Origin of the sequence: Streptomyces sp. RG80 (assembly GCF_040446465.1) — a bacterium.
GTDB lineage: Bacteria > Actinomycetota > Actinomycetes > Streptomycetales > Streptomycetaceae > Streptomyces.
Window position 1 is genome coordinate 369,206 of record NZ_JBEAAJ010000001.1, and the last position, 26,738, is coordinate 395,943.

A 26,738-nucleotide genomic window follows, 5' to 3' on the forward strand; every position below is an offset into this window, starting at 1 on the left:
GGGGCCCGGTCGTGCGACAGGGCCCCCTCCGGCGTACTTACTTGATCTTCTTGGCCTGCGCGGTGACGACGGTGCCGTCGATCGTGTAGGGCTTCTGGGTCATCAGGGCGCCCAGGTTGATCGTGTAGTACGTGGCGATGGTGTTGCCGTGCCGGACGACCTCTGCGTGGACGGTGCCCTTGCCCATCTCCTCGTCCATCTCACCCTCGGAGGCGAAGGCGACCGACTCGTCGCCGGTGCCCGAGCCCTTCTCCGCGGTGACCTTGGTGAGCTTCTGCTTCTCGCCGTCCGCGGTGACCGTGAAGCCGCCGGAGCAGCCCTTGACGGCGTCCGAGACGGACTTGAAGGTCTCCGCCGCGCCGTCGCCCTCGTAGGAGGAGAGGCCGACCATGGTGACGCTGACGTTCATCGCGTCTGCCATGGTGTCCTCGAACTCGCCCTCCGCCAGGTCCTCCAGGGACTTGGAGGCCGAGTCGGTGGGAGCCTTCTTCTCCTGCGTGAGGGTGACGGTGGTCTCCGCCTTCGCGTCACCGGGCGCCTGGGCCGACATGGCGAAGGCGAGCGGACGGCACTTCTCGTCGTCCGTGGTGACCTCGTCCTTGGTCTCCGGTGCCCCGAGGGTCTTCTCGACCTCGTAGCCGTCCAGATCGCCCTTGGCGAGGATCAGCTTCTGCAGTTCGGCCGCGGTGTACGTCTTCGCGGCCGGGGCCGACGAGCCGGACCCCGACTCCTTGGCGTCGTCCGAACCTTCGTCGGAGCAGCCCGTGATGAGGGCGAGCGACAGCGCGCTCACGGCAAGCGTGGCGCCTATGCGGGCCCCCGATGATCTCTTCATGAGCGGACTATGAGGTTTTGGTCAAACTCGCGTCAAGTCGATTCAAAAACCGAGACGTTCCCGACGAACGGAATAGACGACGAAACCGGCGCCGAGCGCCAGACAGGCCGTGCCGCCGGCGATGTACGGCGTGGTGTCGAAGCTTCCGGTGTCGGCGAGCCGGGTCCCCTCGTCCGAGGTCTTTGAGGCCTGCGAGGTCTCCGTGGTGCTGGTGGCGGCCCTGGCCTGCTGTGTCACCTCGGTTCTCGCCGGCTCGTCCTGGGACGCGTTGGCGGAGGGGACGAACCACAGGGCGCCCAGAAGGGTGCCCGCGGCGGTGGCGGTCAGCAATGGACGGCGAGCGGATGACACGGAATATCGATCCCCTTGTGGCGCTGGCGAATTGGCCGTGTGGGGCGATGTTAATGAAAGGCGCGGGTCACGGGAAAGTCACGGGGGCGAAGAGCCGTACTCTCCGGACATGAGCACTCCAGAGACATCACGTTTTGTACGGCTTCGGGTGGAACTCGTCGTCGAGATCGACAACGAGGACGCGGTCACGAAGGCCGCGTTGGAGCGGATCGGCGACGATCCCGAGCTGCCGGCCGACGAGCAGGCGCATGCCGAGAGCGCTGTGACGGAAGACACCGCGGAGGCCCTCGCGTATCTCGTCGATCCGTTCGACCTGGTCAGCGAGGTCCCCGGGGTCGAACTCGTGCAGGCCTCCTGGTCCAGCGAGCGGATCGACTACGACCCGGATTCGCCGGAGTGGGACCTCGACGACGATGATGTGGCCGAGGACGAGGACGAAGAAGCGTCGGCGGCGGTCGGCTGAGCGGTCTTGGGAAAATCGTGACCCCGGACGGCAACCGCCGCCCGGGGTTTCGTCGTCTCAGGGGGCGCACGGACCGCCCGCGGCGCAGCCGTTAATGGTTGCAGCCGCACCACCTGTCACGACGGACGTGGTGTGCCCCACACCTTCGAAGAATGTGGAACGGGACGAACCGGTCGTAGCGTTGAAGTCTTGTTAACGGGGACTCTCGGGGTTCAGGGGATTCGGCAACGATGGAGAAGCGTGTGATGACGGTCAGTAAGCGGCGCAGGGGCCTGGCGGTCGCGTCCGCACTGCTCGGCGGTGTCCTGGTGCTGTCGGCCTGTTCCGGTGGTGGCGACGACGACGCCTCCGGCAGCAGCAACGACACCTCGCAGGCCAAGGCCGACGAGGCGGCCGCCAAGAAGACGTCCGAGGCCGACATCAAGATCACACCCAAGGACGGCTCGGACAACGCCTCCATCAACAACTCCGCCGCGGTCACCGTGAGCAAGGGCACGCTCACGGACGTCACCATGACGACCGCCGACGGCGCCGAGGTCGCGGGCGCGCTGTCCGCCGACAAGACCAGCTGGAAGCCCAACGCCCAGCTGGAGCGCTCGACCACCTACAAGCTGGCCGCCGAGGCCAAGGACTCCGAGGGCCGGGTGGCCCACGAGAACGCCTCGTTCACCACGGTCTCCCCGACCAACAGCTTCATAGGCAACTTCACGCCGGAGGACGGTTCCACCGTCGGCGTCGGCATGCCGGTGTCGATCAACTTCGACAAGGCGATCACCAACAAGGCGGCCGTCCAGAAGGGCATCACCGTCTCCTCCTCCAGCGGCCAGGAGGTCGTCGGGCACTGGTTCAACGCCAACCGCATCGACTTCCGCCCGGACGACTACTGGACCGAGAACTCCACCGTCACGCTGAAGCTCGCGCTCGACGGCGTCGAGGGCGCGGACGGTGTCTACGGCGTCCAGCAGAAGACGGTCACCTTCAAGATCGGCCGTAACCAGATCACGTACGTCGACGCGAAGACCAAGCAGATGAAGGTCACGCAGGACGGCAAGACGGTCAAGACGATCCCGATCTCGGCCGGCTCCCCGGAGAACAAGACGTACGAAGGCATCATGGTGATGTCCGAGAAGTTCAAGGAGACGCGCATGAACGGCGCGACCGTGGGCTTCACCGACGACGACGGCAAGGGCGAGTACGACATCAAGGACGTGCCGCACGCCATCCGCCTCACCAACTCCGGCACCTTCGTGCACGGCAACTACTGGGGCGCGAAGTCCATCTTCGGCAGCGTGAACACCAGCCACGGCTGTGTCGGCCTCTCGGACACCAAGGGCGCCAACGACAAGGGCACCGCGGGCTACTGGTTCTACAACAACTCGATCGTCGGCGACGTCGTGATCGTCCAGAACACCGGCGACAAGACGGTCTCCCCGGACAACGGCCTCAACGGCTGGAACCTCGACTGGGCCGCCTGGAAGGCCGGCTCCGCCGTCTGATCCAGGGTCGGTTCACAGCATTCCGATGCCGCCCCCAGGGGCGGCATCGGTGTTTCCGGGCCGCACCACAGCCTTCTCATGCATCTCTTATTTGGGCCTTATCCAGTCATCACGCGCCGTACCTAGCTTGCGGCGCATGTTCTTCACCTACCTGAGGCGCGAACTGCGCCGCCGCAGAAAGGCGGCCCTCGTCGTCGCCTCCGGGCTCGCGCTCGGTATCGCGCTGGTCATCGTGGTCAACTCCGTGTCCTCCGGCATGGGCAAGGCCCAGGACAAGGTCCTCGAGTCGCTCTACGGCCTCGGCACCGACATGACCGTCACCAAGGCCGCCCCGGCCCAGTCGGGCGACAACGCCCAGCAGCGGCCGCGCTTCCAGTTCGACGCGCAGGACAGCGACTCCGACGCGGAGCAGAGCAGCGACATCGTCATGCCCCAGGGCTTCCAGACGCTCGCCGCCTCCACGGTCACCAAGGTCGGCTCGCAGAACGGCGTCTCGGACGCGGTCGGCGGTCTGAGCCTCCAGGTCATCAAGGTCGACGGCCAGTTCACCCGCGGCCAGTTCCAGCAGGACGACAACGGCGGCCAGCAGCAGGGCGGCCCCGGCGGGAACGGCGGCGGCACCGGCCAGCCGCAGGGCGAAGTACGGGGCGGCGGCGCCAACTTCGACGTCAACAACTACTCCGTCTACGGCACCGACGTCACCCAGTCCGGCGCCGGCCCGCTGACCTCCTCCAAGATCACCAGCGGCCGTACCTTCAAGTCGACGGAGACGAACGCCAAGGTCGCCGTCGTCGACTCGGCGTACGCCAAGGAGAAGGAGCTCAAGGTCGGCTCCACGGTCACCGTCAAGAAGGTCGAGTTCAAGGTGATCGGCGTCGCGACCGCGGACAGCGGTGACGCCGCGGCCAACCTGTACATCCCGCTCAAGCAGGCGCAGACGATCAGCGACCAGAAGAACAAGGTCACCACGATCTACGTCAAGGCGACCGACTCCCAGCAGATCGACGCCGTCAAGTCGACCATCCAGAAGAACATCTCGGGTACGACCGTGACGACCTCCGCCGACCTCGCGGACACCGTCTCCGGCTCCCTCTCCACCGCCTCCGACCTCGCCACCAGCGTCGGCAAGTGGCTCTCCATCGCGGTCCTGGTCGCCGCGTTCCTGGTCGCCGGCCTGCTGACCTCCTCGGCGGTCTCCCGCCGGGTCCGCGAGTTCGGCACGCTCAAGGCCCTCGGCTGGCGCTCGGGCCGGGTGACCCGCCAGGTGGTCGGCGAGGCGATGGTCAACGGTCTGCTGGGAGGCGCGCTGGGCATCGCGCTCGGCCTCGCGGGGGCGTACGTCGTCACGGCCATCAGCCCCACGCTCCAGGCCCAGTTGGGCGGCTCGACCGGAGGTGGTGGCGGCATGGGCGGTGGCCCCGGTGGCGGCGGTCCCGGTCGGCAGGCCGCGAAGACCCTCGAGGTCGCGCTGACGGCACCGGTCAGTGTGACGACGATCGCGCTGGCGGTGGGCCTCGCGGTGGCAGGCGGCCTGATCGCGGGCGCGTTCGGCGGCTGGCGCGCATCGAGGCTGCGCCCGGCGGACGCGCTGAGGCGAGTCGAGTAGCGCGGGGTGCTGCGGGGGCTGGGGGAACTTGACCCACCCAGGGGCGCGGGGAACTGCGCGACCAGCCCCCACCGGCCCGCAGCCGACAACCGACACGCACCACCCCGACCCCACCCAGGAGCCACCATGTACGAACTCAGAAGCGTCACCAAGCGCTACACCCGAGGCAAGGACACCGTGGACGCCCTCTCCGGCGTAGACCTCACCATCGCCGACGGGGACCGCCTCGTCATCCAGGGCCCCACCGGCGGCGGCAAGTCCACCCTCCTCCAGATGCTCGGCGGCCTGGACAAGCCCACCGAGGGCGAGGTCGTCCTGGACGGCACCGACCTGGCGAGACTCTCCGAGGCCAAGCTCACCCGGGTCCGCAGCGAGAACATCGGCTTCGTCTTCCAGTCCTTCAACCTGATCCCCACCCTCACCGCACAGGAGAACGTGGAGACCGCCCTCGTCCCCCTCGGCGTGAAGGTGAAGGAGCGCCGCGAACGAGCCGCCGAGGCGCTGAAGTCGGTCGGCCTCGGCGAACGCCTCGGACACCTGCCCTCCGAGATGTCCGGAGGACAGCAGCAACGCGTCGCGATCGCCCGCGCCCTGGTCAAGAACCCCAAGGTGCTGCTCGCCGACGAACCCACCGGCAACCTCGACGAGTCGATGCGCGACGAGATCATGGACGTACTCGAACGTATGTGGAAGGAGCTCGGGCTCACCTTCATCATGGTCACGCACGACTCGGCGATCGCGAAGAAGGCCCCGCGCATCGCGACCATCCGCAAGGGTCGGATCACGGTCAAGGAGAACGCGGGCGCGTGATTATGAGCAACGCGTAACAGTGCTCCCCTGTGGGGTTCCTGTCTATTGAGGTGCCTGATCACCCCCCGGCATACTGCGTAATCCGGGGGGTGCAAGCGCGTGCGTACGGACCGCCCCCGGCCGGGTGAAAGGGGAAATTCACCCGGACCTTCTGCAAGGGGGAAACTTGCGCAGACAAGTGAAAAGAGTTTGTGCTGCCACCGTGGCCACGGGAGCAGCGGTAGCCCTCGCGGCGGGCATGACCAGCCCCGCGACGGCGCAGCCGGAGGAGCAGGCGGTCAAGGCCGACGCCTCGCTCAAGGCACACCATCGCATCACTCTGATCACGGGTGACCGGGTCGCCGTCGACGGCAAGGGCAACGTCGTCGGCGTGGAGCGGGCGAAGGGGCGCGAGCGCATACCCTTCCAGGTCCGCAAGGCCGACGGGCACACCCTGGTCATACCCGCCGACGCGGCGCATCTGATCGCCACCGGCAAGCTGGACCAGCGGCTCTTCGACATCACCGAGCTCAACACGTCCGCCACCCGCAAGTCGCAGGCCAAGGGCCTGAAGGTGATCGTCGGCTACAAGGGCGCCGCCACCGCCGCCAAGGACGACGTCCGGGACGCGGGCACCCTCCGCGTGGCCCTGAAGTCGCTGAACGCGGACGCGGTCCAGGCCTCCCACCAGGACGCGCCCGAGCTCTGGGACGCGGTCACCAACGGCGACAAGGCGGCCTCCGGCATCGCGCACGTCTGGCTCGACGGCGTCTGCAAGGCCAGCCTCGACAAGTCCGTCCCGCAGATCGGCGCCCCCAAGGCGTGGGCCGCCGGCTACAACGGCAAGGGCGTCAAGATCGCCGTCCTGGACACCGGAGTCGACGCCACGCACCCGGACCTCAAGGACCAGGTGATCGAGGCCAAGAACTTCTCCACGGCAGCCGACGCCACCGACCACTTCGGCCACGGCACCCATGTCGCGTCCATCGCGGCGGGCACCGGCGCCAAGTCGGGCGGAAAGTACAAGGGCGTCGCGCCCGGCGCCAAGATCCTCAACGGCAAGGTCCTCGACGACGAGGGCTCGGGTGACGACTCCGGAATCATCGCCGGCATGGAGTGGGCGGCCGCGCAGGGCGCCGACGTCGTCAATCTCAGCCTCGGCCGCATGGACTCCCCGGGGGTCGACCCGCTGGAGGAGACGGTCAACAGGCTCTCCGCCGAGACGGGCACGCTCTTCGCGATCGCGGCGGGCAACTCGGGCCCCGAGTCGATCGGCGCGCCGGGCAGCGCGGAGGCCGCGCTCACCGTCGGCGCCGTCGACGACAAGGACGTCCTGGCCCCCTGGTCGTCCGCCGGCCCGCGGGTCGGCGACGGGGGCATCAAGCCGGACGTGACCGCGCCGGGCATGGACATCACGGCCGCCTCGGCCAAGGGCAGCCTCATCGAGCAGGAGGTCGGCGAGAAACCGGCCGGCTACCTGCCTCTCTCCGGTACGTCGATGGCGGCCCCGCATGTCGCGGGCGCCGCGGCGATCCTGAAGCAGCAGCACCCGGGCTGGACCTACACCGAACTGAAGGGCGCGCTGACCGCCTCCACCAAGGGCGGCAAGTACACCCCCTTCGAGCAGGGTTCGGGCCGGATCCAGGTCGACAAGGCCATCAAGCAGACCGTGATCGCCGACCCCGTGTCGGTGAGCTTCGGCACCCAGCAGTGGCCGCACACGGATGACAAGCCGGTCACCAAGAAGCTCACGTACCGCAACCTCGGTACGGCGGCCGTCACGCTGAAGCTGTCGTCGAAGGCCACCAACCCCAAGGGCGCGGCGCCTCCGGCGGGCTTCTTCAAGCTCGGCGCCAGCACGGTGAAGGTACCGGCGGGCGGCTCGGCCTCCGTCGACTTCACCGTCAACACCAAGCTGGGCGGCACGGTCGACGGGGCGTACTCGGTGTACGTGACGGCGACGGGCGGCGGCCAGACGGTCCGTACGGCCGGGGCCGTGCAGCGTGAGGTGGAGTCGTACGACCTCACCGTCAAGCACATCGACAAGGACGGTCAGCCGGCCAAGGACTACAACACGATCCTGGTCGGGTACGCGGGTATCGCCACGGACCGCGGCTACCAGGTGCCGATCGACGAGTCCGGCACCACCAAGATGCGCCTGCCCAAGGGCACGTATCTGCTGGACGCCTGGATCGCCAAGGACTGGGTGAACCTGGAGGGCGGCCTCGACTGGGTGGTCCAGCCGAAGCTGAGCCTGACCAAGAACTCCTCGGTGACCATCGACGCCCGTACCACCAAGGCGGCCGACATCACGGTGCCGGACGCCGCGGCCAAACAGCAGTCGGGCGTGATCAGTTACCTGTACGAGCCCGCGGGCATCGGCATCGGTGTGGGGCTGGCGTCCTTCGCCGACCTGCGGATGGCGCACCTCGGCCCGCAGGCCGCGTCCGGTCTGACCCAGACCTGGAGCGGTCAGTGGACCGCGGGTGACAACGCCGAGTACGACGTGGCCACTTCGGCGTCGGTCAAGAAGATCCAGGGCGACAAGGTCCGCCACTTCAAGGCGTCCGAGCTCGCCACGGTGAAGAACAACCTCGGCGCGGCCGCGGCCGGCAAGACCGGTGCGGTCACCCCCTGGGGCTTCTTCCCCAACGACGTCGTCATCGGTTCGCCCGTGGAGCAGAAGCTGCCGAGCACCCGCACGGTGTACTTCTCGACGTCCGACAAGATCCAGTGGACGCTGGACTTCGAGCAGTACAACGGCAAGGACCCGGACGGCTTCCCGATCACGGAGGCCTACTACACGCTGGGCGACCCGCAGACCCTCAAGGCGGGGCAGAAGTACACGAAGACCTTCAACACCGCGGTCTTCGGCCCGCATCTGAACAAGTCCTACGGCGTCTTCCGCGAGGGCAACAACCTCTACGGTTACGCCCCGCTGTTCGCCGACGGCGCCGGGCACGCGGGCTCCTCCGACTTCACCTCGGTGAAGACGGAGCTGTACCGCAACGGCACGAAGGTCGGCTCCAACAAGGACCCGTTCTTCGGCGAGACAGCCTTCAAGGTTCCCGCCGCCGACGCCGAGTACAAGCTGACGACCTCCGTGAAGCGGAGCGTCAAGGTGGCGGCGGCCTCGACGCGGATCGACGCGAGCTTCACGTTCCGCTCGAAGAAGTCCTCCGCGGACCTGGTCTCGCTGCCGGTCTCCACGGTCCGCTTCAACGCCAAGACGGGCCTCGACAGCCGCGTCACGGCCGGCGAGACGGTGAAGATCCCGGTCGTCGTCGAGGGTGCGGCCAAGGGCTCCAACCTGAAGTCGCTGTCGGTGTACGTGTCGTACGACTACGGCCAGACCTGGAAGAAGGCCAAGGTCACGGACGGCAAGATCACCGTGAAGAACCCGGCGAAGGGCGAGGGCATCTCGTTCCACGCCAAGATCGCCGACAAGAAGGGCAACAAGTCGACGGTCTCGATCTACAACGCGTACTACGGCAAGTAGTCCGCCGCAGTAGGCCATGAGCGAAAGCCCCGTCGGAGGGAGAGCCTCCGGCGGGGCTTCCGTGTTTGTGTGGGGCCCATGACGGCTCACACAGTGGAGTACATCCGCTACCGCATCCCGGAAGACCGTTCGGCGGAGTTCCTCGCCGCCTACACCCGCGCCGCTGCCCAGCTGGCGGCGGCCCCGCAGTGCGTGGACTACGAGCTGGCCCGCTGCGAGGAGGACTTCGCGCACTTCGTGCTGCGGATCACCTGGACCTCCACGGAGGACCACCTGGAGGGCTTCCGCAAGTCGGAGCTGTTCGCCGACTTCCTCGCCGAGATCCGCCCGTACATCGCCGACATCGAGGAGATGCGGCACTACAAGCCGACGACGGTACGCGGCGCGGGCGCGGCCGTACCCACGCTGTACGCCTGGGCGGGCGGCGCCGAGGCCTTCGCACGGCTGACCTCGGTCTTCTACGACAAGGTCCTCAAGGACGACCTCCTCGCCCCGGTGTTCGCGGGGCTGGCCCCCGAGCACGCCCAGCACGTCGCCCTCTGGCTCGCGGAGATCTTCGGCGGTCCGCCCGCGTACTCCGAGACCCAGGGCGGCCACGGCCACATGGTCGCCAAACACCTGGGCCGGGGCATCACCGAGCCCCAGCGCCGCCGCTGGGTCAACCTCATCCAGGACGCCGCCGACGAGGCCGGCCTGCCGACCGACGCCGAGTTCCGCTCGGCCTTCCTCGCCTACGTCGAGTGGGGCACCCGTCTCGCGGTGTACTTCTCCGGCCCCGACGCCAAGCCGCCGGCCGAGCAGCCGGTGCCGAAGTGGGGGTGGGGGGTGGCGCCGCCGTACCAGGGGTGACGTAGGGTCCGCGCATGACCGCTGCCGTGACCGCCATGATCACCGCCGTCGTCGGCGTCCTCGGCACCCTCTTCGCGCCCGTCCTCAGCCAGCGGTTCACCACGCGGCAGCGGGCGGAGGAGGCCGAACTGGCCGAACGCAGGCGGCTGTTCGAGGACCGTCGGACCGCCTACACGGCCATGAACCGAGCCTCCCGGCAGTTCCACACCCTGCTCAAGGACGCCCTGCACCGGCTGCGCGACGACGTCTACACCGACCACGACCGGGAGCAGCTGGAGGAGGTGCGCCGGGAGTACCGGGACCGGTACGCGGAGGCGCAGATGGTCGTCCCGGAGCGGATCCTCCAGGCCTCCCGGTCCGTGAACGAGGTGCTCGCCGGGACCGACGCCGTCGTGAAGCGGCTCGACCGGGGGCGGGCCCGGGACGGGGAGAGCGCCGGCCAGGCGCTCCTCGACCTTAAGGCGGCCGAGCCCCGGCTGTCGGAGATGCGGCGACTGATGCGGGAGGACCTCGGGGTCGCGGACTGAGGGGCGTGCCTCGATGTCGGGGGCTGACGGGCCTCGCTGTCGCGGAGTGACGGGTCAGAGGTGCGGGGCCGCTGAGTCCTGGCCCGCGCGGGTCGCGTCCGTGCCCCAGCTCGCTGGCGGCGGCCGAGCCTCGACTGCCGGAGATGCGGCGGCGATGCGTGAGGATCTCGGGGTCGCGGACTGAGGGGAGCTCGGTGGCGCGGGCGGAACGGATCTCGGCGGCGCGGCCCGAGGCGTCAGGCCCGTGGGGTTGCCGAGTCCTGGCCCGCGCGGGTCGCGTCCGTGCCCCAGCTCGCCAGCAGGCGCAGGGCCTCGGCCGAGGGGGAGCCCGGTTCCGCGTGGTAGGTGATCAGGACCTGTTCGCTCTCGTCGGGGAGGCGGAAGGACTCGAAGTTGAGGGTGAGGTCGCCGACCAGGGGATGGTGCAGGCGTTTGACGCCGTACCCCTTCTCCTTGACGTCGTGGGTGGCCCACAGGCGCCTGAACTCCTCGCTCTTGACGGAGAGTTCGCCGACGAGGGCGGACAGCCGCGGGTCGTCGGGATGGCAGCCGGCGTCCATGCGCAGGAAGCTCACCATGTCCGTCGCCTTCTGGTCCCACTCCACGAACAGCTCGCGGTACTCGGGCCGCAGGAACACCATCCGGGCCCAGTTCCGCTCCTGCGGCGGCAGCTGGGACCAGTCGCCGAACACCGCCGCGGCCATCCGGTTCCAGGCCAGGACGTCCGAACGCCGGCCCGAGATGTACGCCGGGAAGCCGTCCATCGTGTCCAGCAGCTGGAGCAGCGAACCGCGCACCTGCTGGGGCCGCCCACCCTGCTTCTTCTTGTGCCGCTTGGGCTTGGCGAGGTGCGTGAGGTGGGCGTGCTCGGCGTCCGTCAGCCTGAGGGCGCGGGCGATGGCGTCCAGCACCTCCGCCGAGACGTTCTGCCCGTTGCCCTGCTCGAGGCGCGTGTAGTACGCCACCGAGACACCCGCCAGCTGCGCCAGCTCCTCGCGCCGCAGCCCAGGCACCCGCCGGTGCCGGCCGAAGTCCGGCAGCCCGACGTCCTCCGGCTTCAGCCGGGCCCGCCGGGTGCGCAGGAACTCGCTCAGCTCGGCCCGCCGGTCCAGCGCGGCACCGGAGGGCTCCTGTACGGGTTCGGGGCGTTCGTCCATGCCTCAAGTATTCACGGTCGTACGCCCACCATCCTGACCCCGCCAGTAGTAGGAACAGTGGACGTAGGCAGAGTGGTGACCTGGGTGAACGCGCTCAGCTCCGGCAGGCTGGTCGTCGTACCCGGTCAGAAGGCGGCCGGGTGCGATCCCCCTGCAAAGCGGGTCGGGGGACGTAGGGGCACATCCCCGCGCCGCCCGGCACGCACGCTCGCCGCACCGGCCAAAGGCCCCGTAGCTCCTCCCCCACTCTCGGCTTCGCTCGAGCGGGGGGACCCCCAACGAGGTCCTTCGTCCGGCACGCCGATCGCACGCATCGAACGACGCGGGAACGCACCCCTACGTCCCCCAACCCGCTAGGAGAACCCCGGCATGACCACCGTTGCTGCGTACGCCGCCCCCGCCGCGAAGGCTCCGCTGGAGCGCACCACCATCGAACGGCGCGCGGTCCGCGAGTTCGACGTCCTGATCGACATCAAGTTCGCCGGCATCTGCCACTCCGACATCCACCAGGCCCGCGAGGGCTGGGGCGAGGCCATCTTCCCGATGGTCCCCGGCCACGAGATCGCGGGCATCGTCTCCGAGGTCGGCCCCGGCGTCACGAAGTTCGCCGTCGGCGACCGGGTGGGCGTCGGCTGTCTGGTCGACTCCTGCCGCGAGTGCGACAACTGCAAGGCCGGCCTGGAGCAGTACTGCACCGGCGGCAGCGTCGGCACGTACAACGCCGTCGGCAAGGACGGCGAGCCGACCTACGGCGGCTACGCCGAGACGATCGTCGTCGACGAGAACTTCGTCGTCCGCATCCCCGAGGGCCTGGGCCTCGACGAGGCCGCGCCGCTCCTGTGCGCCGGCATCACCACGTACTCCCCGCTCAGGCACTGGAACGCCGGCCCCGGCAAGAAGGTCGCGATCCTCGGCATGGGCGGCCTCGGTCACATGGGCGTCAAGATCGCGCACGCCCTGGGCGCCGAGGTCACGGTCCTCTCCCAGTCGCTGCGCAAGCGGGACGACGGCCTGAAGCTGGGCGCCGACCACTACTACGCCACCAGCGACGAGGCGACCTTCAAGGAGCTCGCGGGCACCTTCGACCTGATCCTCTCCACGGTCTCGGCCCCGCTGAACCTGGACGCCTACCTCTCCCTGCTCAAGACGGACGGCGCCTTCGTGAACGTCGGCGCCCCCGAGGAGCCGGTGGCCCTGAACCTCTTCTCGGTGATCGCCGGCCGCAAGACCCTCGCCGGCTCCGGCATCGGCGGCATCCAGGAGACCCAGGAGATGCTGGACTTCTGTGCCGAGCACGGCTTCGGCGCGGAGATCGAACTGATCCGCGCCGACGAGATCAACGACGCGTACGAGCGGGTGCTGGCCAGCGACGTCCGCTACCGCTTCGTGATCGACACGGCGACGATCTGACCCCGCCGCGCATATGACCGAGGGCCCCGGAGCCGCACTGCTCCGGGGCCCTCACCATGCCGTGCCAGCAACACGAGAAAAAATCCGCCGCCGGCTGTCACATCGCTCCGATGCCCGGGGTCAGTCCAGTGAAGGCAGGCGAAGACAGTCGAACCTCACGGAACTGGAGCGGACATGACGAAGACGGCGCGCATCCTGGTCACCGGCGGCACGGGCACCCTGGGCAGGCAGGTGGTTCCGCTGTTGCGGGCGGCGGGGTGCGAGGTGCGGGTGCTGAGCCGAGGTGCTCGGGAGGGCGGGGACGGTGTCGAGTACGTCGTCGCCGATCTGCTGACCGGGGAGGGGGTCGAGGCGGCCGTCGCCGGAGTGGGGACGGTGCTGCATCTCGCCGGTGGCCCCAAAGGGGACGACGAGGCGACGCGGAATCTGGTGCGGGCGTGTGTGCGCGCCGAGGTGCGCCACCTCGTCTACATCTCGGTCGTCGGCGCCGACCGCGTGCCGCTGGCCTGGCTGCGCACCAAGCTCGACTCGGAGCGGACCATCGCCGAGTCGGGCATCCCGTGGACGACCCTGCGGGCGGCCCAGTTCCACGACCTGACCCTCACGATGATCGAGAAGATGACGAAGCTGCCGGTGCTCCCGGTCCCGGGCGGCCTGCGCCTCCAGCCGGTGGACTCGGCCGAAGTGGCGGCCCGAATGGCCGAGTTGACGCTCGGCGAGCCCAAGGGGCTGGTTCCGGACATCGTGGGCCCGAAGGTGTACGACATCGCCGAGCTGGCCCGTCCCTATCTCGAACTCCGGGGCAGGCGGGGCCGGATGAGGATGCCGGTGCGGATCCCGGGCAAGGCGGGGAAGGCGTATCGGGCGGGCGCGAACCTGTCGTCGGAGGGCGCCGAGGCGGGCAAGGGGACGTGGGAGTCGTTTCTGGCGGGGCGGGTGGGGTGACTGGGCCTCAGTGCCCGGCGGCTCGGATCCACAGGGTCACGTCGCTGCTTGTCGCGACCGCGAGGGTCCGGCCGGAGGGGGAGAAGCCGACGGCCCGCAACTCGGAGTAGTTCGAGTGGAAGATGTGCCACCAGCCCTCTCCGTGCGGTTCGCGGTGCGGCATACGGCTGCTGGAGGAGAGGAGGACCCGGTCGTTCGGCCAGTTGGGGCTGACGACCTCCAGGACCCAGCCGTCCCCGGTGCCGGAGTGCAGCCCGCCGCCGAAGAGCCCCGCGATGTGCACCCGGCGGCCGGCGATCGGCCCGAGCCCCGGGCACGACAGATCGGGCGCGGCGTCGGGCGTGCTCTCCTCGGGGGCGGGCTCGTAGTCCCGGGCGATCTTCTCTCCCGTGACGGCGTCGAAGAGGCCATGTCCGGCGCTGGAGACGACCATCACCAGGTCATGGCCGTTCTCCGGGTGCGAGGCGAAACCGATGCCGAGCAGCCCGCCGATGGGGATGCAACGCTCGGAGACCGGCCGCCAGGGCTCGGGGGCGGGCACGACAGGGGCGGCGAGCATACGGTCCCGCAGCTCCGACTGATAGGCGGAGAGGCCTTCGCGGCCACCGGCCCGTTCTGTTTTCCACACCCCGACATGATCCACGACCGACGTTCTACTCTGCTGACCAGCATTCCGGCGAGTAACGGGTGGGGACAACAATGGTTCGGCGGTCACGAGTTGGCGCTTCTCTCGCATGCACGGCCGCGCTGGTGGCCGTTTCGACGCTCGCCGGATGCGGATCCGGGGACGATCCGTCGCCCGAGGCGCGCGACACCGCGGCCGCCGTACGGGCCAGGTCGCTGAGCGAGGCGGAGCTCGGGCAGGCGGTGGTGACGGAGGCGGATCTCGACGGCTACAAGGTCGAGAAGACCCTGACCGCGACGCCGGCGTCCCGGCGCGCGGCCGAACCCGCCGAATGCGACCCCGTCGTACAGGCGTTGGGAGGCAGCAGCGGCCACGCCGCGGTCGCGCGCGTCGGCCGGATGATCTCCCTGAAGAAGGACAGCGCCACCGGAGCCTCCATGGTCCTGTCGTCGCACACCGGCGCGGACGCCGTGGGCGTGCTGGACGCGCTCCGCACGGCCGCCGAGAAGTGCGGAACCTTCAAGGACGTGTCGGTGGACTTCCGTTACGACGAGGTCGAGGTGCTGCCCGATCCCGACTACGGCGACGAGGCCGTGTCCCTGCGACTCACCCAGCTCGCGGCGCTCAGCGAGGACGAGGAGCCCATCCGGGTTCCCTACGCCGTGCTGGCCGTTCGGGAGGGGGCGACGGTGGCCATGTTCTACGAGTTCAACCGCCCCGGGCAGAACGGGAAGGCGGACCCGGCCGTCGTACCGGAGGCGATCGTCGAGGCGCAGCTGGAGAAGCTGGCGGCGGCCGGGTGAGGTGAGATGAGCGGTGCCGTAGCCGCCGTAGCGCCGTAGCCTTCGTGGTCAGGGTACGGACGGTCCGGTGATGAGCGATCCCTCGGTGTCGTAGGGCCAGACGTTGGGGACACAGCCGTGCATGCCCTTGATCTGCTGCATCATCGCCGGGGCCGGTTTGCCCGGGCCGGGGCACGTGACGTGGCCGTGCCCGAGGAAGTGGCCCACCTCGTGGTTGATGATCAGCGCTCGGTACGACGGGACGTCCTTGGCGTAGACGGGCGTGGCCAGCTCCCAGCGTTCGAGGTTGACCATGACGTTGTCGTCCACGTTGCAGTTGTACTCGCCCTTGGTGTCCAGGCCCCATCGGCGGCAGATCTCGTCCACGGTCCCCGGCGTCGCCACCCGGACGACGAAGTCGGTGCTTCCGCCCGGGACCCGCTCGAAGGCGGAGGTGCCCTTGGCCGTCCAGCCGCGCGGGTGGGCGAGGACGCGCTCCACCTGTTCGGCGACGTCCGAGGCGGAGAGCGCGAGTCCGGTCTCGACCTCGACGCGGTAGCGCAGGGTCCTTCCGCTGCCGACCTTGGCGCTGTGACCGGCGGCGGTGACGAAGGTGCCCGGGCCGGTCGCGGGGATGGCGGAAGTGGTCGGGGTGGTGGCGGGTTTGGCCTGCTGGGTGGAACGCGCCTTGGATGTCGGGGTGGGGGTAGGGGTGGGGCTCGGGGGCGAGGTCCGGGATGGTGTCCGCGTGGGTGTGCGGCCGGGGTCCGCCGCGGGTCCGGCTTCCGTATCGGTCCTGCCGGTCGCGTTCTTCATCGGCGGCGCCCACTCCGCGACCGCGAACCCGGCGGCGCCGAGCACGGCCAGTGCGACAAGTCCCGCTCCCACACGCCCTCTTCCGCCCCGCCGCCCGGAGGCGTGCGTGGGGCCGCGACGGCGACGGCGTCGGCGGGAGCGGGAGGATGGTGAGGTGTGAGCGGTCATGGTTGGCCAGGTTGTGGCCGCAATGTGATCGGATCTGGCCCGAATGGTCACGAAGAGATAACGAACGGTCCGGCGCGTGCTGTGTGATCATCCGGTAACAGAGCCCGGGCACGGGCCGAGAGGTCCGGATACTGAGCCCATGCCACGTGTTCTGCTGATCGAAGACGACCGCGCCGTCCGGGAAGGAGTCGCCCTGGCGCTGCGCCGCCAGGGACACGAAGTCGCCGCCGCCGAGACCGGCGAGGACGGCATGGCGCACCTGACGTCCTTCCGGCCCGACGTCGTGGTCCTCGATCTGATGCTGCCCGGCATGACGGGCCTGGACGTGTGCCGTGGCATCCGGGCCGTCGACCAGACGCTGCCGATCGTCATGGCGACCGCGCGGGGCGACGACGTGGACATCGTCATAGGGCTGGAGGCCGGCGCCGACGACTACGTTGTCAAGCCGGTGCAGGCCGGTGTGCTGAACGCCCGCATCCGCGCGGTGCTGCGTCGCGCCGGCGGGGCCGGGGGCGGGGGTGATGCCGGGCTGCCGAGGATCGACACCCACGGTGACCTGGCCATCGACCGGGCCGGACTGAGCGTCACCGTCGCGGGTGCCCCGGTCGCCCTCGCCCCGTCCGAACTCCGCCTCCTGCTGACCCTCTCCGCCTCGCCGGGCCAGGTGTTCAGCCGGCAGCAACTGCTGGAGGCGGTCTGGGAGCACAGCTACCACGGCGACGCCCGTCTCGTGGACGCGTGTGTGAAGCGGCTGCGCGCCAAGATGGGGGAGCCGCCGAGGGAGCCGCGCTACATCCATACGGTGCGTGGCTTCGGATACCGGTTCGTGTCCCGGTGATCAGGGTCCCGGAGAGAGGGGCCTCGCGGGCCCGGGCCACGGAGAGAGGTGCCCGCGGCCCCCGGGCCACGGAGAAAGGTGGCCGCCGCCCTCGGGTCCCGCTGCGCGGTCTGCGGATGCGGCTCGTGGTGGCCTTCGGGCTCGTCGCGGCCCTCGCCGCCACGACCACCGGCGCGCTGACCTTCCGGGAGGCCCGCAACGGTGTGCTCAAGCAGAGCCAGGACACGGTGATCGCGCAGTTGCGCGCCCAAGTCGGCCGCCTGGTACCCGATTTGACGTACCCACCGACCCGGCAGGCCCTGAACCAGTTCGCGGTGGACGTCGCCCGTGGCGAACCGGCCAGCACCTGGCGGGTGTTGGTCACCTATAAGGGGATCAGCGAGACCTCGGTCCCGGGCGACCCCTTCGACGAGCTGACGCCGGCCGTACGCGAGGCCGTCGGCTCCAGTCTGGCCACGGTGTTCCAACGGGTGCGGGACGGCGGAGCCACCTCGCTGCTCGTCGGCATGTCGGTCGTCTTCGGCGTCCCGGCCGGAGGCATCCCGGTCGCCTCCGGCGTCGAGGTCTTCCTCATCGTCCCCCAGACCGGCGAACAGGCCTCCGTCGACGCCCTGGTCACCGCGATCGAGCGGGCGACCATACCCGCGCTCGGGGTCGCCGTACTGCTCGCCCTCTTCGCCGCGCGCGGAGTGCTGCGCCCCGTCCGCGCCCTGCGCCGAGCCACCCGCAGCATCGCCGAGGGGCACCTCGACACCCGCCTTGACGTCAACGGCTCCGACGAACTCGCCGACCTCTCCCACACGTTCAACGAGACCGCGGCGGCCCTGGAGAAGTCCGTCGCCGAACTGCGTGCCATGGAGGCACGGGCCCGCCGTTTCGTGGCGGACGTCTCCCACGAACTCCGCACCCCGCTCGCCGCCATGTCGGCGGTCACCGACGTCCTCGACGAGGACGCCGCCCACCTCGACCTCGACACCGCCACCGCGGTACGGCTGATCAGCTCCGAGACGGTGAAACTCGCCCGTCTCGTCGAGGACTTGATGGAGATCTCCCGCTTCGACGCGGGCGCCGCGGTCCTCCACCTCGACGAGATCGACCTCGCCGAGTCGATCCACCGCACGCTCACCTCCCGCGGCTGGTCGGAGCAGGTCGAGACGACACTGCCGGGCCCTGACGAGCTGCGGGGGCGGGTGGATCCACGGCGACTGGACGTGGTGGTGGCGAACCTGGTGGGCAACGCGCTACGGCATGGGGGGCGGCCGGTGCGGGTGGGGTTGTCGGTGAGGTGTGCGGGCGGGGGCGTGGGTGCGGGTGCGGGTGCGGGTGCGGGTGCGGGCTCGGGCTCGGGCTCGGGTGCGAGTGAGGGGGAGGCCGGTGTCTCGGTGGTCATCGAGGTGACGGACAGCGGGCCCGGCATTCCGGACGACGTACTGCCGTACGTCTTCGAGCGCTTCTACAAGTCCGACAGCGCTCGGACCCGTACGGAGGGCAGCGGCCTGGGCCTCTCGATCACGGAAGAGAACGTACGGATGCACGGCGGCACGATCCACGCGGCGAACCACCCCGCGGGCGGCGCGGTCTTCACCGTAGAACTCCCACTGAGACGGGACGAGCCGGAGGGGAGGGGCCGTTCATGAGTCCGATGCGGCGGATGCAGCCGGTGGAACCGGTAAGGCCCATGCGGCCGACGCGTCGTACGGCGCTTCTGCTGGCTTCGACCCTGGCCGTGGCCTCGACCCTCGGGCTCTCCGCCTGTGACATCCCCGCGACCGGAGTGGTCGAGGCGGGTGGCCCGGCGAGCGGGGTCCCGGCGACCATCGCGATCTACCTGATCCGGGACGGCGCGCTGGTCGCCGTGCCGCGCACGGTCGCTGACCCGGGGGAGCCCGCGTCAGCGGTGGAGGCGCTCCTCCAGGGCCCGACCCCGCAGGAGCGGCGCAAGGGCCTGACCAGCGCCCTGGCCGGCCGCTCGGCCTCCGCCCCACCGACCCGTGCCCCTTCGCTCTTCTCCCCCTCCTCCGCCGAACCCTCGACAGAGCAGGGGAAGGAACTGTGGGTGACGACGCGAAACGACCAGGTCTACGTGGAACTGCCCCTCTACAGCGGCAAGTTGAGCGCGTTGGCGGCGAACCAGGTGAGCTGCACCGCCGCCCGTGCGTATCTGCTCACCCGACGGGACCTGGACTCCACGACGGTGACCGTGACGGACGCGACGGGCCGGACCTTCGAGGGGGGCGACGGCCGGTGCCCTGAGCTGTAGTGCGGACACCCACGTCGCACGCAGTGTTTGTGCTGATCAACCCACGACTGTTCCGGAATCCGAGAGGTCGGCGAGCAGGACGCGCAGCGGAGCGGTGTCCGGTGTGTCGGAGACGGCCGCGTCGACGGCGTTGTCCATGGCCTTCTCCCACGACTCCGGGAGGACCAGGCCGGGCTGATCTGACCAGGCGATGTCCGGTTGGGCGTGGCCGGATTCGGCGAGGCGCAGGTGGATCATGCTGGCGAGACCGTCGAAGATCCTGGGCCGAATGAAGTTGCGTGCGGACAGCCCGGTCAGTCGTGCCGCCTGATGCGGCTTGGGCAAGCGGTCGGCGATCTCCATCCACAGCAGGCCGCGGTCGAACGCGTCGAGTGTTTCCTCCAGGCCGGGCAGGGCGTCGTCGGTCACCCCGCCGGTCGCGGTATTTCGGCGGACGGTCACCGTGCCATCTGTGTCCTGTTCCGCGGAGCGCAGCGCCCTGGCCACGGCGACCCGCAGCGGCCGGGACCAGCTCTCGGCGTCGGCGAGTGCGCGGGACATGGCGAGGTCGTCCCAGCTCATGCGCCGCAGCTCCGCGGACTCCCGTGACAGCACGCGCGCCTCCAGTGCGGCGAAGACCCGGTCCGAGTCGCGCAACAGGGCCAGCCCGGTCGTCTCGACGGTTGACCGGTCCGGCCGGTCATCGGCGGGCAGTTTCTCGATCAGGGCGATCCGTTCGGCTGTCGGGGGGTGCGAGTCGTACGGGTGCGGCCGCGGCGGCCGCTGCCTGGCGGAGAGTGCGGCGAGCTGCTCCCCGGTTCGGGCATCGAGCAACCGGCGGAAACCGCCGTACACCTCCCCGACGGGCGGCAGCGCGCCCAGCGAGCTGCCCATCGCGGCGTATGTCTCCAGGTAGTGGGTGTACGCGCCGTTGATTACCGGAACGGTGCGCAGTGCGGCGGCCGTCGTGTCACGGCCCGCGTACCGGGCCGCCATCTGGTCTGCGGCGAGTTCCTGGTGGCGAGCCACGGACTGTGTGGTCCGCAGAAACATCCTGGCGTAGCCGACGTACAGGAAGCCGATCGCCTGGTGCAGCTGGGTACTGCCGTCCTGAAAAGCCTCCGCCGTGTGCAGCAGGGCTGCCCGACCGCGCATCGTGACACCTCCGAGCCGGGTGTCGAGGTTGCCGTAGTGCCCGAACTCATGGGCGAGGACGGCGCGCAGCTGCGGGACGGTCAGCCCGGCGAGCAGCGGCAGGCCCAGGAGCATACGGCGTCGTCCGTGCAGCAGTCCCAGCAGTCGGCTCTGTTCGGCGACCCCTGCGTTGACCTCGGCGACCAGGTAGAGCTCGTCCGGCGGCCGCTGTCCGGTCACTTCGGCAGCGGCCCGCACCTGTTCCCACAGCTCAGGCTGGTCCTGGGGCGTGACCGCCACGCCGTCCGTGACCGGCCCCAGGCGCCCGGCCCGCAGAAAGACGAAGAAGCCACGGAGAATCGCCGCCGCCAGCAGGACGGTGACGGTCAGCACCACGCCCCCGACCCAGGCCGCCTCCGCGGTGACCACCCGTGTCATCACCAGCCAGTCGAGCACCGCCATGGCCGACAGCAGAACCACGCCCATGAGGAAGAAGCCGAGCAGCAGCGCGAACGCGCGGACAGCGCGCAGCCGAAACGTCATCGAGAAATCCCCCACCCACATGGTTCACCAGCCCGAACGGGCCAGAAGCGCTCGCGGATACTACCGGCAGGCTGAGACCCCTTCGCCTGGCGTCTCCTCGCAAGGCGCACAGCTGACCGGCCGGTGGCAGGGCCGGACGCGTACCGTCCGGTCGCTGGTCCACCCGCCGGCTGCTGAGTTCCGAGCGGCATTCAGCCCTTCGCCTCACCGGCCAGGAAGGCGCTCAGGCTGTCGAGGAGCATGGTGCTGCCCTGCTCGGCCATGTCGCGTTCCTCTGCGGTGTCGCAGGTCTGGCGGAGCACGATCTGCGCGTGACGGCCGTCCTGCTCTTCGAGTTCCATGGTCATGGCTGCGGGCTCGGGCTTGCCGGGTACATCCATGCCGACCACCAACAGGCGGTTCTCATCGACTTCAAGATAGGAGCCGGTCAGCGGGAACTGTCCGCCGTCCGGCGTGACCATCGTGGCCTTCCAAGCACCGCCGGGCCGTACGTCCATCTCTACGGAGCCGGGAGCGGCGTAAGCCCACTGCGCGTACTGGTCGGGGGTGGTCCACGCCCGCCACACCTGCACCGCCGGAGCGGTCAGCGTCCGGGTCAGTTCGTAGGAGAAACCGTTGGTGGGGGTCAGCTCGGTGCTCATGGTTCATCGCCTCGTTTCGTGCCTCGTGGGACTGTCTCGCTGATAGACGCCCACGTGCGCGAAAACTCATCGGGTCGGGCTTCCTCTGCTCAGAGGGAGGCCACCGACCTCTGCGGGAGGAGTTACCGCAGCGCCCGGCCCGCAGGCCTCCGCTGCTGACTGCGGCGGTCCGTTCACTTCATCATTTCAACCGCCGTCAGGCTGCGGAGCCACCGGACACTTGGCGAATCGGACGAAGACCGGCGCGCCCGCCTCGAGGGAGGTGGCCCAGTTCGTTGGCGAGGGCGCGGATTTTCTCGTCAGCACGTCGCGCAGCCAGCCGACCTGGCCACGCCGATCGAGCAGGAGACTTGCTCGTCCGCGTGACGTCGCACGGCCGCACCAGCCGGCAGGGAGAGGGAGGAAGCCGCACCCACGGGCGCATGCCTATGACGGGGCGGGAGCGTCGGCGTTCGACCCGTCGGTCCCCGGTTCCGGCCCCGACCCCGGCTCCTCGGACGGTTCGTGGAGCTGCTCACGCACATAGTTCCAACACACCGCGATCAGCGCGGCGACCGGCACCGCGAGCAGACTCCCCACGATGCCGGCCAGACTGCCGCCCAGTGTCACCGCCAGCAGGATCACGGCCGCGTGGAGGCCGAGCCCGCGACTCTGGATCATGGGCTGGAGCACGTTGCCCTCGAGCTGCTGCACCACCACGATGATCGCCAGCACGATCAGCGCGTCCGTCAGGCCGTTGGAGACCAGCGCGATGAGAACCGCGACGAAACCCGCGAACAGGGCACCGATGATCGGTACGAACGCGGAGACGAAGGTCAGCACCGCCAGGGGAAGGACGAGGGGTACGCCCAAGATCCACAACCCCAGCCCGATCAGGACGGCGTCGATCAGGCCGACAGCCGCCTGGGAACGCACGAACGCGCCCAGGGTGTTCCAGCCGCGTTCGGTCACGGTCGGGATGTCGGTGGCGAGTCGACCGGGCAGCTGCCGGGCGAGCCACGGCAGGAACCGTGGGCCGTCCTTGAGGAAGAAGAACATCAGGAAGAGGGCCAGAACGGCGGTGATCAGACCGTTCAGTACGGTGCTCACTCCCGTGACGACAGCGCCCGCCACGTTGCCCAGGCTGTCCTGCGCGCGGGAGACCGCGGTGTCGAAAGCCTTGTTGATCTCCGCGTCATCGATGTTCAGCGGCGGCCCGGCGGCCCACTCGCGCAGCTCCTGAATGCCCTTGAACACACCGTCGCTCAGTTCCCCGGACTGCGATGCCACCGGTACCGCGATCAGGGCCACGACACCCATGGCGACCAGGAGGAACAGCACCGTCACGACCGACGCGGCGAGAGCGGGCTTCCACCCGCGACGCCGCAGGAAACGAGTCGGCGGCCAGGTCAGCGTGGTCAGCAACAGGCCGATCACGAGCGGCCAGACGACCGACCACATCCGCCCCAGAATCCACAGCGCCACCGCGAGCATCAGGAGCGTAAGCAGCAACTCCCCGGAGACTCGCGCGGATGTGCGCAGCGCGGCCCGGGCTCGCGTGGAACTCAATGTGGCATTCACGGATGCACCCTATGGGGACCCGATGCCCATGAGCATCACTGGTGCCGACTTGTACGCCTGGCCACGCGAGTGACGCCGGACTGAAGCGGGACCCCCTTGTCCAAGTGCTGCTGGTGTCAGTGCTCGATGGTCAATGAGGCTTCGGCGGCGTACGTGAGGGCCGGCGCGGATGTCGCAGAGCGGCCGCGCCCAGCCTGTGCTGCCACCTGACCGGTCGGCTGCGGTCAACCGTCGGGTGGGCCGGGCCGTCATCCCAGTAGGTGGGCAAGAGTTTCGCTTCCAGCGGGATACGGGCGTTCCTGGGGCAGCAGCCGGCTGGCGGAGTCCAAGTCACCGCTGCTGACGAGGGAGTGGATCTCGTGGGCGAGCGGGGTGACGTCGTGGATGGCGACGATCCACTCGTCCGCGTAGCGTCGTACGGCTTCCGCGGAGAGGCCGAGTTGGAGGGACCGGTACGGCAGAGGCTGGAGGCGCAGGTCTCTCTCGGGGTCCCACTGCACGCGAGCGGGCGCACGTTTCAACTGGCGCTGCCAGGAGGCTCGGTCGGGGTGCACCCCGCGGACGTAGCTGGACAGACACGCCCCGCTTCCACGCCGCGGGGAAACGGCCGTCGCGAGCGGCGGGCAGGCCGATCGTCGGGGAGTACGCCTGGTAAACGGTGACCGTGGCTTCCGAGTAGGCCGCACGGATTCTGCGTTGCGGTTCTTCCATGGAGCACAGCGTGGAGTCCGGCCGGTTCGGACGACCACTGATTTTCGACTGCCGTTCGCTGCGTCGGAGAGAGCCGGCCGCGGCACCGTGCGTATCGCCGGGGCCACGGCTTTTCAGGCCCTACGCCTACTTGTCCTCGCCCTCCGGCGCGGGCGCGACCCCCGTCGGGCAAGACGCCCCCCAGTTCGTCCCCAACGGGTCACCTAGCTTGACCCCCGTCCCGCCGATCCCGCAGTACCCCGCCGGGTTCTTGTCCAAGTACTGCTGGTGCGTGCGTTTAGTTGCTCATCGCTCGATGAAGCGGGGATCTGGCCATGTGGAGATCGGCTCGTCGGAGACCGAGTAGATCTCCAGGAGCGAGAGGTAGCCGCCCTCTGTGCAGACCATGACACCCGCCAAGTGCGGGTCGGTGTACCCCGCGTCAACGGCCGGATTGCCGTGCGACGGCGCAGGCGCCACCGCCGTACGGTCCACCTCCAGATCGACCGTCGCACAGCCGCAGCCACACCTGCCCACCACCCGCGTGTGGGGCACCTGGGCCAGCAGAGCGCCGCTCACCGGGTCCGAGCCGATCAGCAGCGCCCGCAGCGTCGCCGTGACATCCGGTTGCAATGGCTCAGCCGTCCGCCATCGCCACGCCGATCGGGCAGGAGACGCCCGTCCCGCCCAACCCGCAGTATCCGCCCGGGTTTTTGCTGCCCGAAAGGTACTGCTGGTGGTACTCCTCGGCCGGATAGAACGTGCGGCCCGGCGCCGGCAGGATCTCCGTGGTGATCGTGCCGTAGCCCGAGCCGGTCAGGACGGTCTGGTAGGCGGCGCGGGAGGCTTCGGCGGTGGTGGCCTGGTCGGGGGTGTGGGTGTAGACGGCGGAGCGGTACTGGGTGCCGACGTCGTTGCCCTGGCGGAAGCCCTGGGTGGGGTTGTGGGATTCCCAGAACGTCTTCAGGAGGCGTTCGTAGGAGATGACCGACGGGTCGTACACCACGCGGACCACCTCGGTGTGGCCGGTCAGGCCCGAGCAGACCTCTTCGTAGGTGGGGTTCTCCGTGTGGCCGCCCTGGTAGCCGACCAGGGTGGTCCAGACGCCCGCCGGGAGCTGCCAGAACTTGCGTTCGGCGCCCCAGAAGCAGCCGAGGCCGAAGTCGGCGATCTCGTGGCCCTCGGGGTAGGGGCCGAGCAGCGGGGTGCCGAGGACGGTGTGGCGGTCGGGGACCGTGAACGCCGGCTCGGGGCGGCCCTGCAGTGCCTGCTCGGGGGTGGGCAGGACGGGCGTACGGCCGAACAGCATGGGCGGCTCCTCTTCGTCTCCTCGCCGGTCCCTCCGGTTCGGGTGCCCGGGTTCCGGGACCTGGTCGGAGGCGGCACCCGCACAACGTGCCGACGCCGCCTCGCATTCCGTCACTCTTCACGCGTCGACGCCGGCCGGCGTGGCACCCGCGGCGGCATGAGCCCCGGGTACTTCATGGAGCCCCCGGTCTTCATCACGCCCGCCCTGGCAGCGGCCGGTCACGCAAGCGCCCTGGGCGACCCGCAACCGGCACCCACCGCACCGCACCCAGCGCTGCACCGCACCGCACCCGAATCGCCCCGCCACGCGCGGCCCAGGCTAGTGCGGCAACGTCGCCGGACTCCCGCCGTTCGCCTCGTAGCCCGCCACCGCCAGCGCCCGGTAGACGGCGAACTCGGCGGCCGGGTCGCCGGACAGCGTCCACGGCAGGGCGCCGACATGGCCGTCGATGCGGACGAGCTGGTTCATGGCCTCCTGCCAGCGTTCGCCGCGGACCAGGAAGAAGACCAGCATGTGCCGTACGTGCGCCAGCATCGGGTCGTCCGCGCGGGCCGAGTGCACGGCGTGCAGGGCGCCGTGTATCGCCTTGGTGACGACCTCGCTCTGGTAGAAGCCGCTGACCAGGTTCAGCTCGGGCAGATGCTCGAAGACCGAGAACAGGGGCATGGCGGCGAGCAGCGAACCCTGGGGGGCGCGGGCCGCGGCCGCCTCCGCGAAGGACGTCGCCAGTTCGCGCGAGCCGTGCCACTTCTCGCACCAGTAGTGCAGCGCCGCCAGGTGCGCGCCCATGTGCGACGGGGCGCGGTCCAGGATCTTCAGCCACAGCTGCTCGAACTCCTCGCGGGAGTACGCGAGGCCACGGGCCACCGACAGCTCGACGATGTACGGGATCGGGTCACCGGGGGCCAGCAGCGCCGCCTCGCCGCACGCCGCCCTCGCCTCCTCCATGATGATCCGGAACGAGTCCGTGCCCGGCGTCGCCGTCCGCCACGCCTGCTGCACCAGGAACTCCGCGTGCACGGCCGCGCCGCCCGCGTCCTTGGGCTGCTCGGCCCGCCACACCCGCAGCCACTGGCCGCCCGGCGAGTCGCTCACCCCGCCCGGCCGCTGCGCCAGCTCCAGCGAGGCCGCGCCCGCGAAGGCCTGCACCCGCTGCCAGCGCAGCTCGCCCGCCGCCTCGGTGCCCGCCAGCAGCTGGGAGGCCGCCCGGTAGTCCTGGGTGCGCTGCACCAGGTCCAGGACGTCCAGCAGGTCCTGGTCGGGGCCGGGCATGCGGACGTCCAGCTCCTCCTGCCGTACGAAGCCGTAGTTCGCGGGGTCGGCGGCGTCCGGGTGGCCCGGCGCGACCTGCTCGATCATGCCCCGCCTGCGCCGCATCACAGGCAGCAGCACGAAGCCGAGCATGACCAGCGCCATCAGGACCCAGAGAATTTCCATGGCTCAAGCGTTCCAGACGCCGCCGACAA

At 69.8% G+C, this 26,738-nt stretch carries 24 protein-coding genes and 2 pseudogenes; 13 read left to right on the forward strand and 13 right to left on the reverse strand.

Going from position 1 to position 26,738, the window contains the following annotated elements:
• Positions 1–37: 37 nt before the first annotated feature.
• Both ABKA17_RS01765 and ABKA17_RS01770 read right to left on the reverse strand, forming a co-directional pair.
• Entirely contained in the window at positions 38–835 is a 798-nt protein-coding gene (locus ABKA17_RS01765) for a hypothetical protein (protein WP_353689997.1), read from the reverse strand.
• Between the two features lie 42 nt (positions 836–877).
• Positions 878–1,186, reverse strand: coding sequence for an LAETG motif-containing sortase-dependent surface protein (locus tag ABKA17_RS01770; RefSeq protein WP_353689998.1), 309 nt, complete (start codon positions 1,184–1,186; stop codon positions 878–880).
• 109 nt (positions 1,187–1,295) lie between these two features.
• On the opposite strand from ABKA17_RS01770, the gene ABKA17_RS01775 reads away from it, so the two are divergent.
• From ABKA17_RS01775 to ABKA17_RS01805, 7 genes are all read left to right on the forward strand, one after another.
• Positions 1,296–1,649 carry a hypothetical protein gene (locus tag ABKA17_RS01775; RefSeq protein ID WP_353689999.1) on the forward strand — a complete coding sequence of 118 codons (354 nt, stop codon included), beginning with the start codon at positions 1,296–1,298 and terminating at the stop codon, positions 1,647–1,649.
• A gap of 230 nt (positions 1,650–1,879) precedes the next feature.
• A complete protein-coding gene (locus tag ABKA17_RS01780) occupies positions 1,880–3,145 on the forward strand; it encodes a L,D-transpeptidase (RefSeq protein ID WP_353690000.1) in 1,266 nt (421 codons plus the stop codon).
• 136 nt (positions 3,146–3,281) lie between these two features.
• Positions 3,282–4,751, forward strand: a complete 1,470-nt coding sequence (locus ABKA17_RS01785) for an ABC transporter permease (protein ID WP_353690001.1) — start codon at positions 3,282–3,284, stop codon at positions 4,749–4,751.
• A 126-nt stretch (positions 4,752–4,877) separates the two neighbouring features.
• On the forward strand, positions 4,878–5,561 hold the full coding sequence (locus ABKA17_RS01790) for an ABC transporter ATP-binding protein (protein WP_353690002.1): 684 nt from the start codon (positions 4,878–4,880) through the stop codon (positions 5,559–5,561).
• A 238-nt stretch (positions 5,562–5,799) separates the two neighbouring features.
• A complete protein-coding gene (locus tag ABKA17_RS01795) occupies positions 5,800–9,039 on the forward strand; it encodes a S8 family serine peptidase (protein WP_353690748.1) in 3,240 nt (1,079 codons plus the stop codon).
• Between the two features lie 78 nt (positions 9,040–9,117).
• Positions 9,118–9,888: a group II truncated hemoglobin gene (locus tag ABKA17_RS01800; protein ID WP_353690003.1), complete on the forward strand. Its 771-nt coding sequence runs from the start codon at positions 9,118–9,120 to the stop codon at positions 9,886–9,888.
• A gap of 14 nt (positions 9,889–9,902) precedes the next feature.
• Positions 9,903–10,415, forward strand: a complete 513-nt coding sequence (locus ABKA17_RS01805; RefSeq protein ID WP_353690004.1) for a hypothetical protein — start codon at positions 9,903–9,905, stop codon at positions 10,413–10,415.
• Positions 10,416–10,651: 236 nt separating this feature from the next.
• Here ABKA17_RS01805 and ABKA17_RS01810 read toward each other — a convergent pair whose 3' ends face one another.
• Positions 10,652–11,572 (reverse strand): helix-turn-helix transcriptional regulator, encoded by a 921-nt coding sequence (locus ABKA17_RS01810; protein ID WP_353690005.1) that lies wholly within the window; start codon positions 11,570–11,572, stop codon positions 10,652–10,654.
• A gap of 369 nt (positions 11,573–11,941) precedes the next feature.
• On the opposite strand from ABKA17_RS01810, the gene ABKA17_RS01815 reads away from it, so the two are divergent.
• Together ABKA17_RS01815 and ABKA17_RS01820 are read left to right on the forward strand one after the other, a co-directional pair.
• Complete coding sequence (locus tag ABKA17_RS01815; protein WP_353690006.1) at positions 11,942–12,982, forward strand: NAD(P)-dependent alcohol dehydrogenase; 1,041 nt, start codon at positions 11,942–11,944, stop codon at positions 12,980–12,982.
• Between the two features lie 174 nt (positions 12,983–13,156).
• Positions 13,157–13,927 carry an SDR family oxidoreductase gene (locus ABKA17_RS01820; RefSeq protein ID WP_353690007.1) on the forward strand — a complete coding sequence of 257 codons (771 nt, stop codon included), beginning with the start codon at positions 13,157–13,159 and terminating at the stop codon, positions 13,925–13,927.
• A 7-nt stretch (positions 13,928–13,934) separates the two neighbouring features.
• Here the strand turns inward: ABKA17_RS01820 and ABKA17_RS01825 are convergent, their stop codons facing one another.
• Complete coding sequence (locus ABKA17_RS01825) at positions 13,935–14,486, reverse strand: hypothetical protein (protein WP_353690749.1); 552 nt, start codon at positions 14,484–14,486, stop codon at positions 13,935–13,937.
• A gap of 191 nt (positions 14,487–14,677) precedes the next feature.
• Here ABKA17_RS01825 and ABKA17_RS01830 point away from each other — a divergent pair, with 191 nt between their 5' ends.
• Positions 14,678–15,355: a hypothetical protein gene (locus tag ABKA17_RS01830; protein ID WP_353690008.1), complete on the forward strand. Its 678-nt coding sequence runs from the start codon at positions 14,678–14,680 to the stop codon at positions 15,353–15,355.
• Positions 15,356–15,403: 48 nt separating this feature from the next.
• On the opposite strand, the gene ABKA17_RS01835 is transcribed toward ABKA17_RS01830, so the two are convergent.
• Entirely contained in the window at positions 15,404–16,318 is a 915-nt protein-coding gene (locus ABKA17_RS01835; protein WP_353690009.1) for a DUF3152 domain-containing protein, read from the reverse strand.
• Between the two features lie 139 nt (positions 16,319–16,457).
• Between ABKA17_RS01835 and ABKA17_RS01840 the strand changes: the two genes are divergently transcribed.
• The 3 genes from ABKA17_RS01840 to ABKA17_RS01850 all read left to right on the forward strand — a co-directional run bounded on the left by ABKA17_RS01840 (position 16,458) and on the right by ABKA17_RS01850 (position 19,416).
• Positions 16,458–17,156, forward strand: a complete 699-nt coding sequence (locus tag ABKA17_RS01840; RefSeq protein ID WP_353690010.1) for a response regulator — start codon at positions 16,458–16,460, stop codon at positions 17,154–17,156.
• Positions 17,157–17,272: 116 nt separating this feature from the next.
• Positions 17,273–18,793, forward strand: a complete 1,521-nt coding sequence (locus ABKA17_RS01845; protein ID WP_353690011.1) for a sensor histidine kinase — start codon at positions 17,273–17,275, stop codon at positions 18,791–18,793.
• Positions 18,790–19,416: a hypothetical protein gene (locus ABKA17_RS01850; RefSeq protein WP_353690012.1), complete on the forward strand. Its 627-nt coding sequence runs from the start codon at positions 18,790–18,792 to the stop codon at positions 19,414–19,416. Before ABKA17_RS01845 ends, ABKA17_RS01850 begins: the two co-directional genes overlap by 4 nt.
• A 36-nt stretch (positions 19,417–19,452) precedes the next feature.
• On the opposite strand, the gene ABKA17_RS01855 is transcribed toward ABKA17_RS01850, so the two are convergent.
• From ABKA17_RS01855 to ABKA17_RS01890, 8 genes and pseudogenes are all read right to left on the reverse strand, one after another.
• A complete protein-coding gene (locus ABKA17_RS01855; RefSeq protein ID WP_353690013.1) occupies positions 19,453–21,072 on the reverse strand; it encodes a M48 family metalloprotease in 1,620 nt (539 codons plus the stop codon).
• 191 nt (positions 21,073–21,263) lie between these two features.
• Complete coding sequence (locus ABKA17_RS01860) at positions 21,264–21,713, reverse strand: SRPBCC family protein (protein WP_353690014.1); 450 nt, start codon at positions 21,711–21,713, stop codon at positions 21,264–21,266.
• A gap of 426 nt (positions 21,714–22,139) precedes the next feature.
• Entirely contained in the window at positions 22,140–23,273 is a 1,134-nt protein-coding gene (locus ABKA17_RS01865) for an AI-2E family transporter (RefSeq protein ID WP_353690015.1), read from the reverse strand.
• Between the two features lie 248 nt (positions 23,274–23,521).
• Positions 23,522–23,984, reverse strand: a pseudogene (locus ABKA17_RS01870) (DUF4291 family protein).
• A 126-nt stretch (positions 23,985–24,110) separates the two neighbouring features.
• Positions 24,111–24,254, reverse strand: a pseudogene (locus tag ABKA17_RS01875) (peptide-methionine (S)-S-oxide reductase MsrA); the annotation flags it as partial.
• A 15-nt stretch (positions 24,255–24,269) separates the two neighbouring features.
• Complete coding sequence (locus tag ABKA17_RS01880; RefSeq protein ID WP_353690016.1) at positions 24,270–24,596, reverse strand: hypothetical protein; 327 nt, start codon at positions 24,594–24,596, stop codon at positions 24,270–24,272.
• 4 nt (positions 24,597–24,600) lie between these two features.
• Positions 24,601–25,272, reverse strand: a complete 672-nt coding sequence (msrA, locus tag ABKA17_RS01885; protein WP_353690017.1) for a peptide-methionine (S)-S-oxide reductase MsrA — start codon at positions 25,270–25,272, stop codon at positions 24,601–24,603.
• A 318-nt stretch (positions 25,273–25,590) separates the two neighbouring features.
• Positions 25,591–26,709, reverse strand: a complete 1,119-nt coding sequence (locus tag ABKA17_RS01890) for a hypothetical protein (RefSeq protein WP_353690018.1) — start codon at positions 26,707–26,709, stop codon at positions 25,591–25,593.
• Between the last annotated feature and the right edge of the window lie 29 nt (positions 26,710–26,738).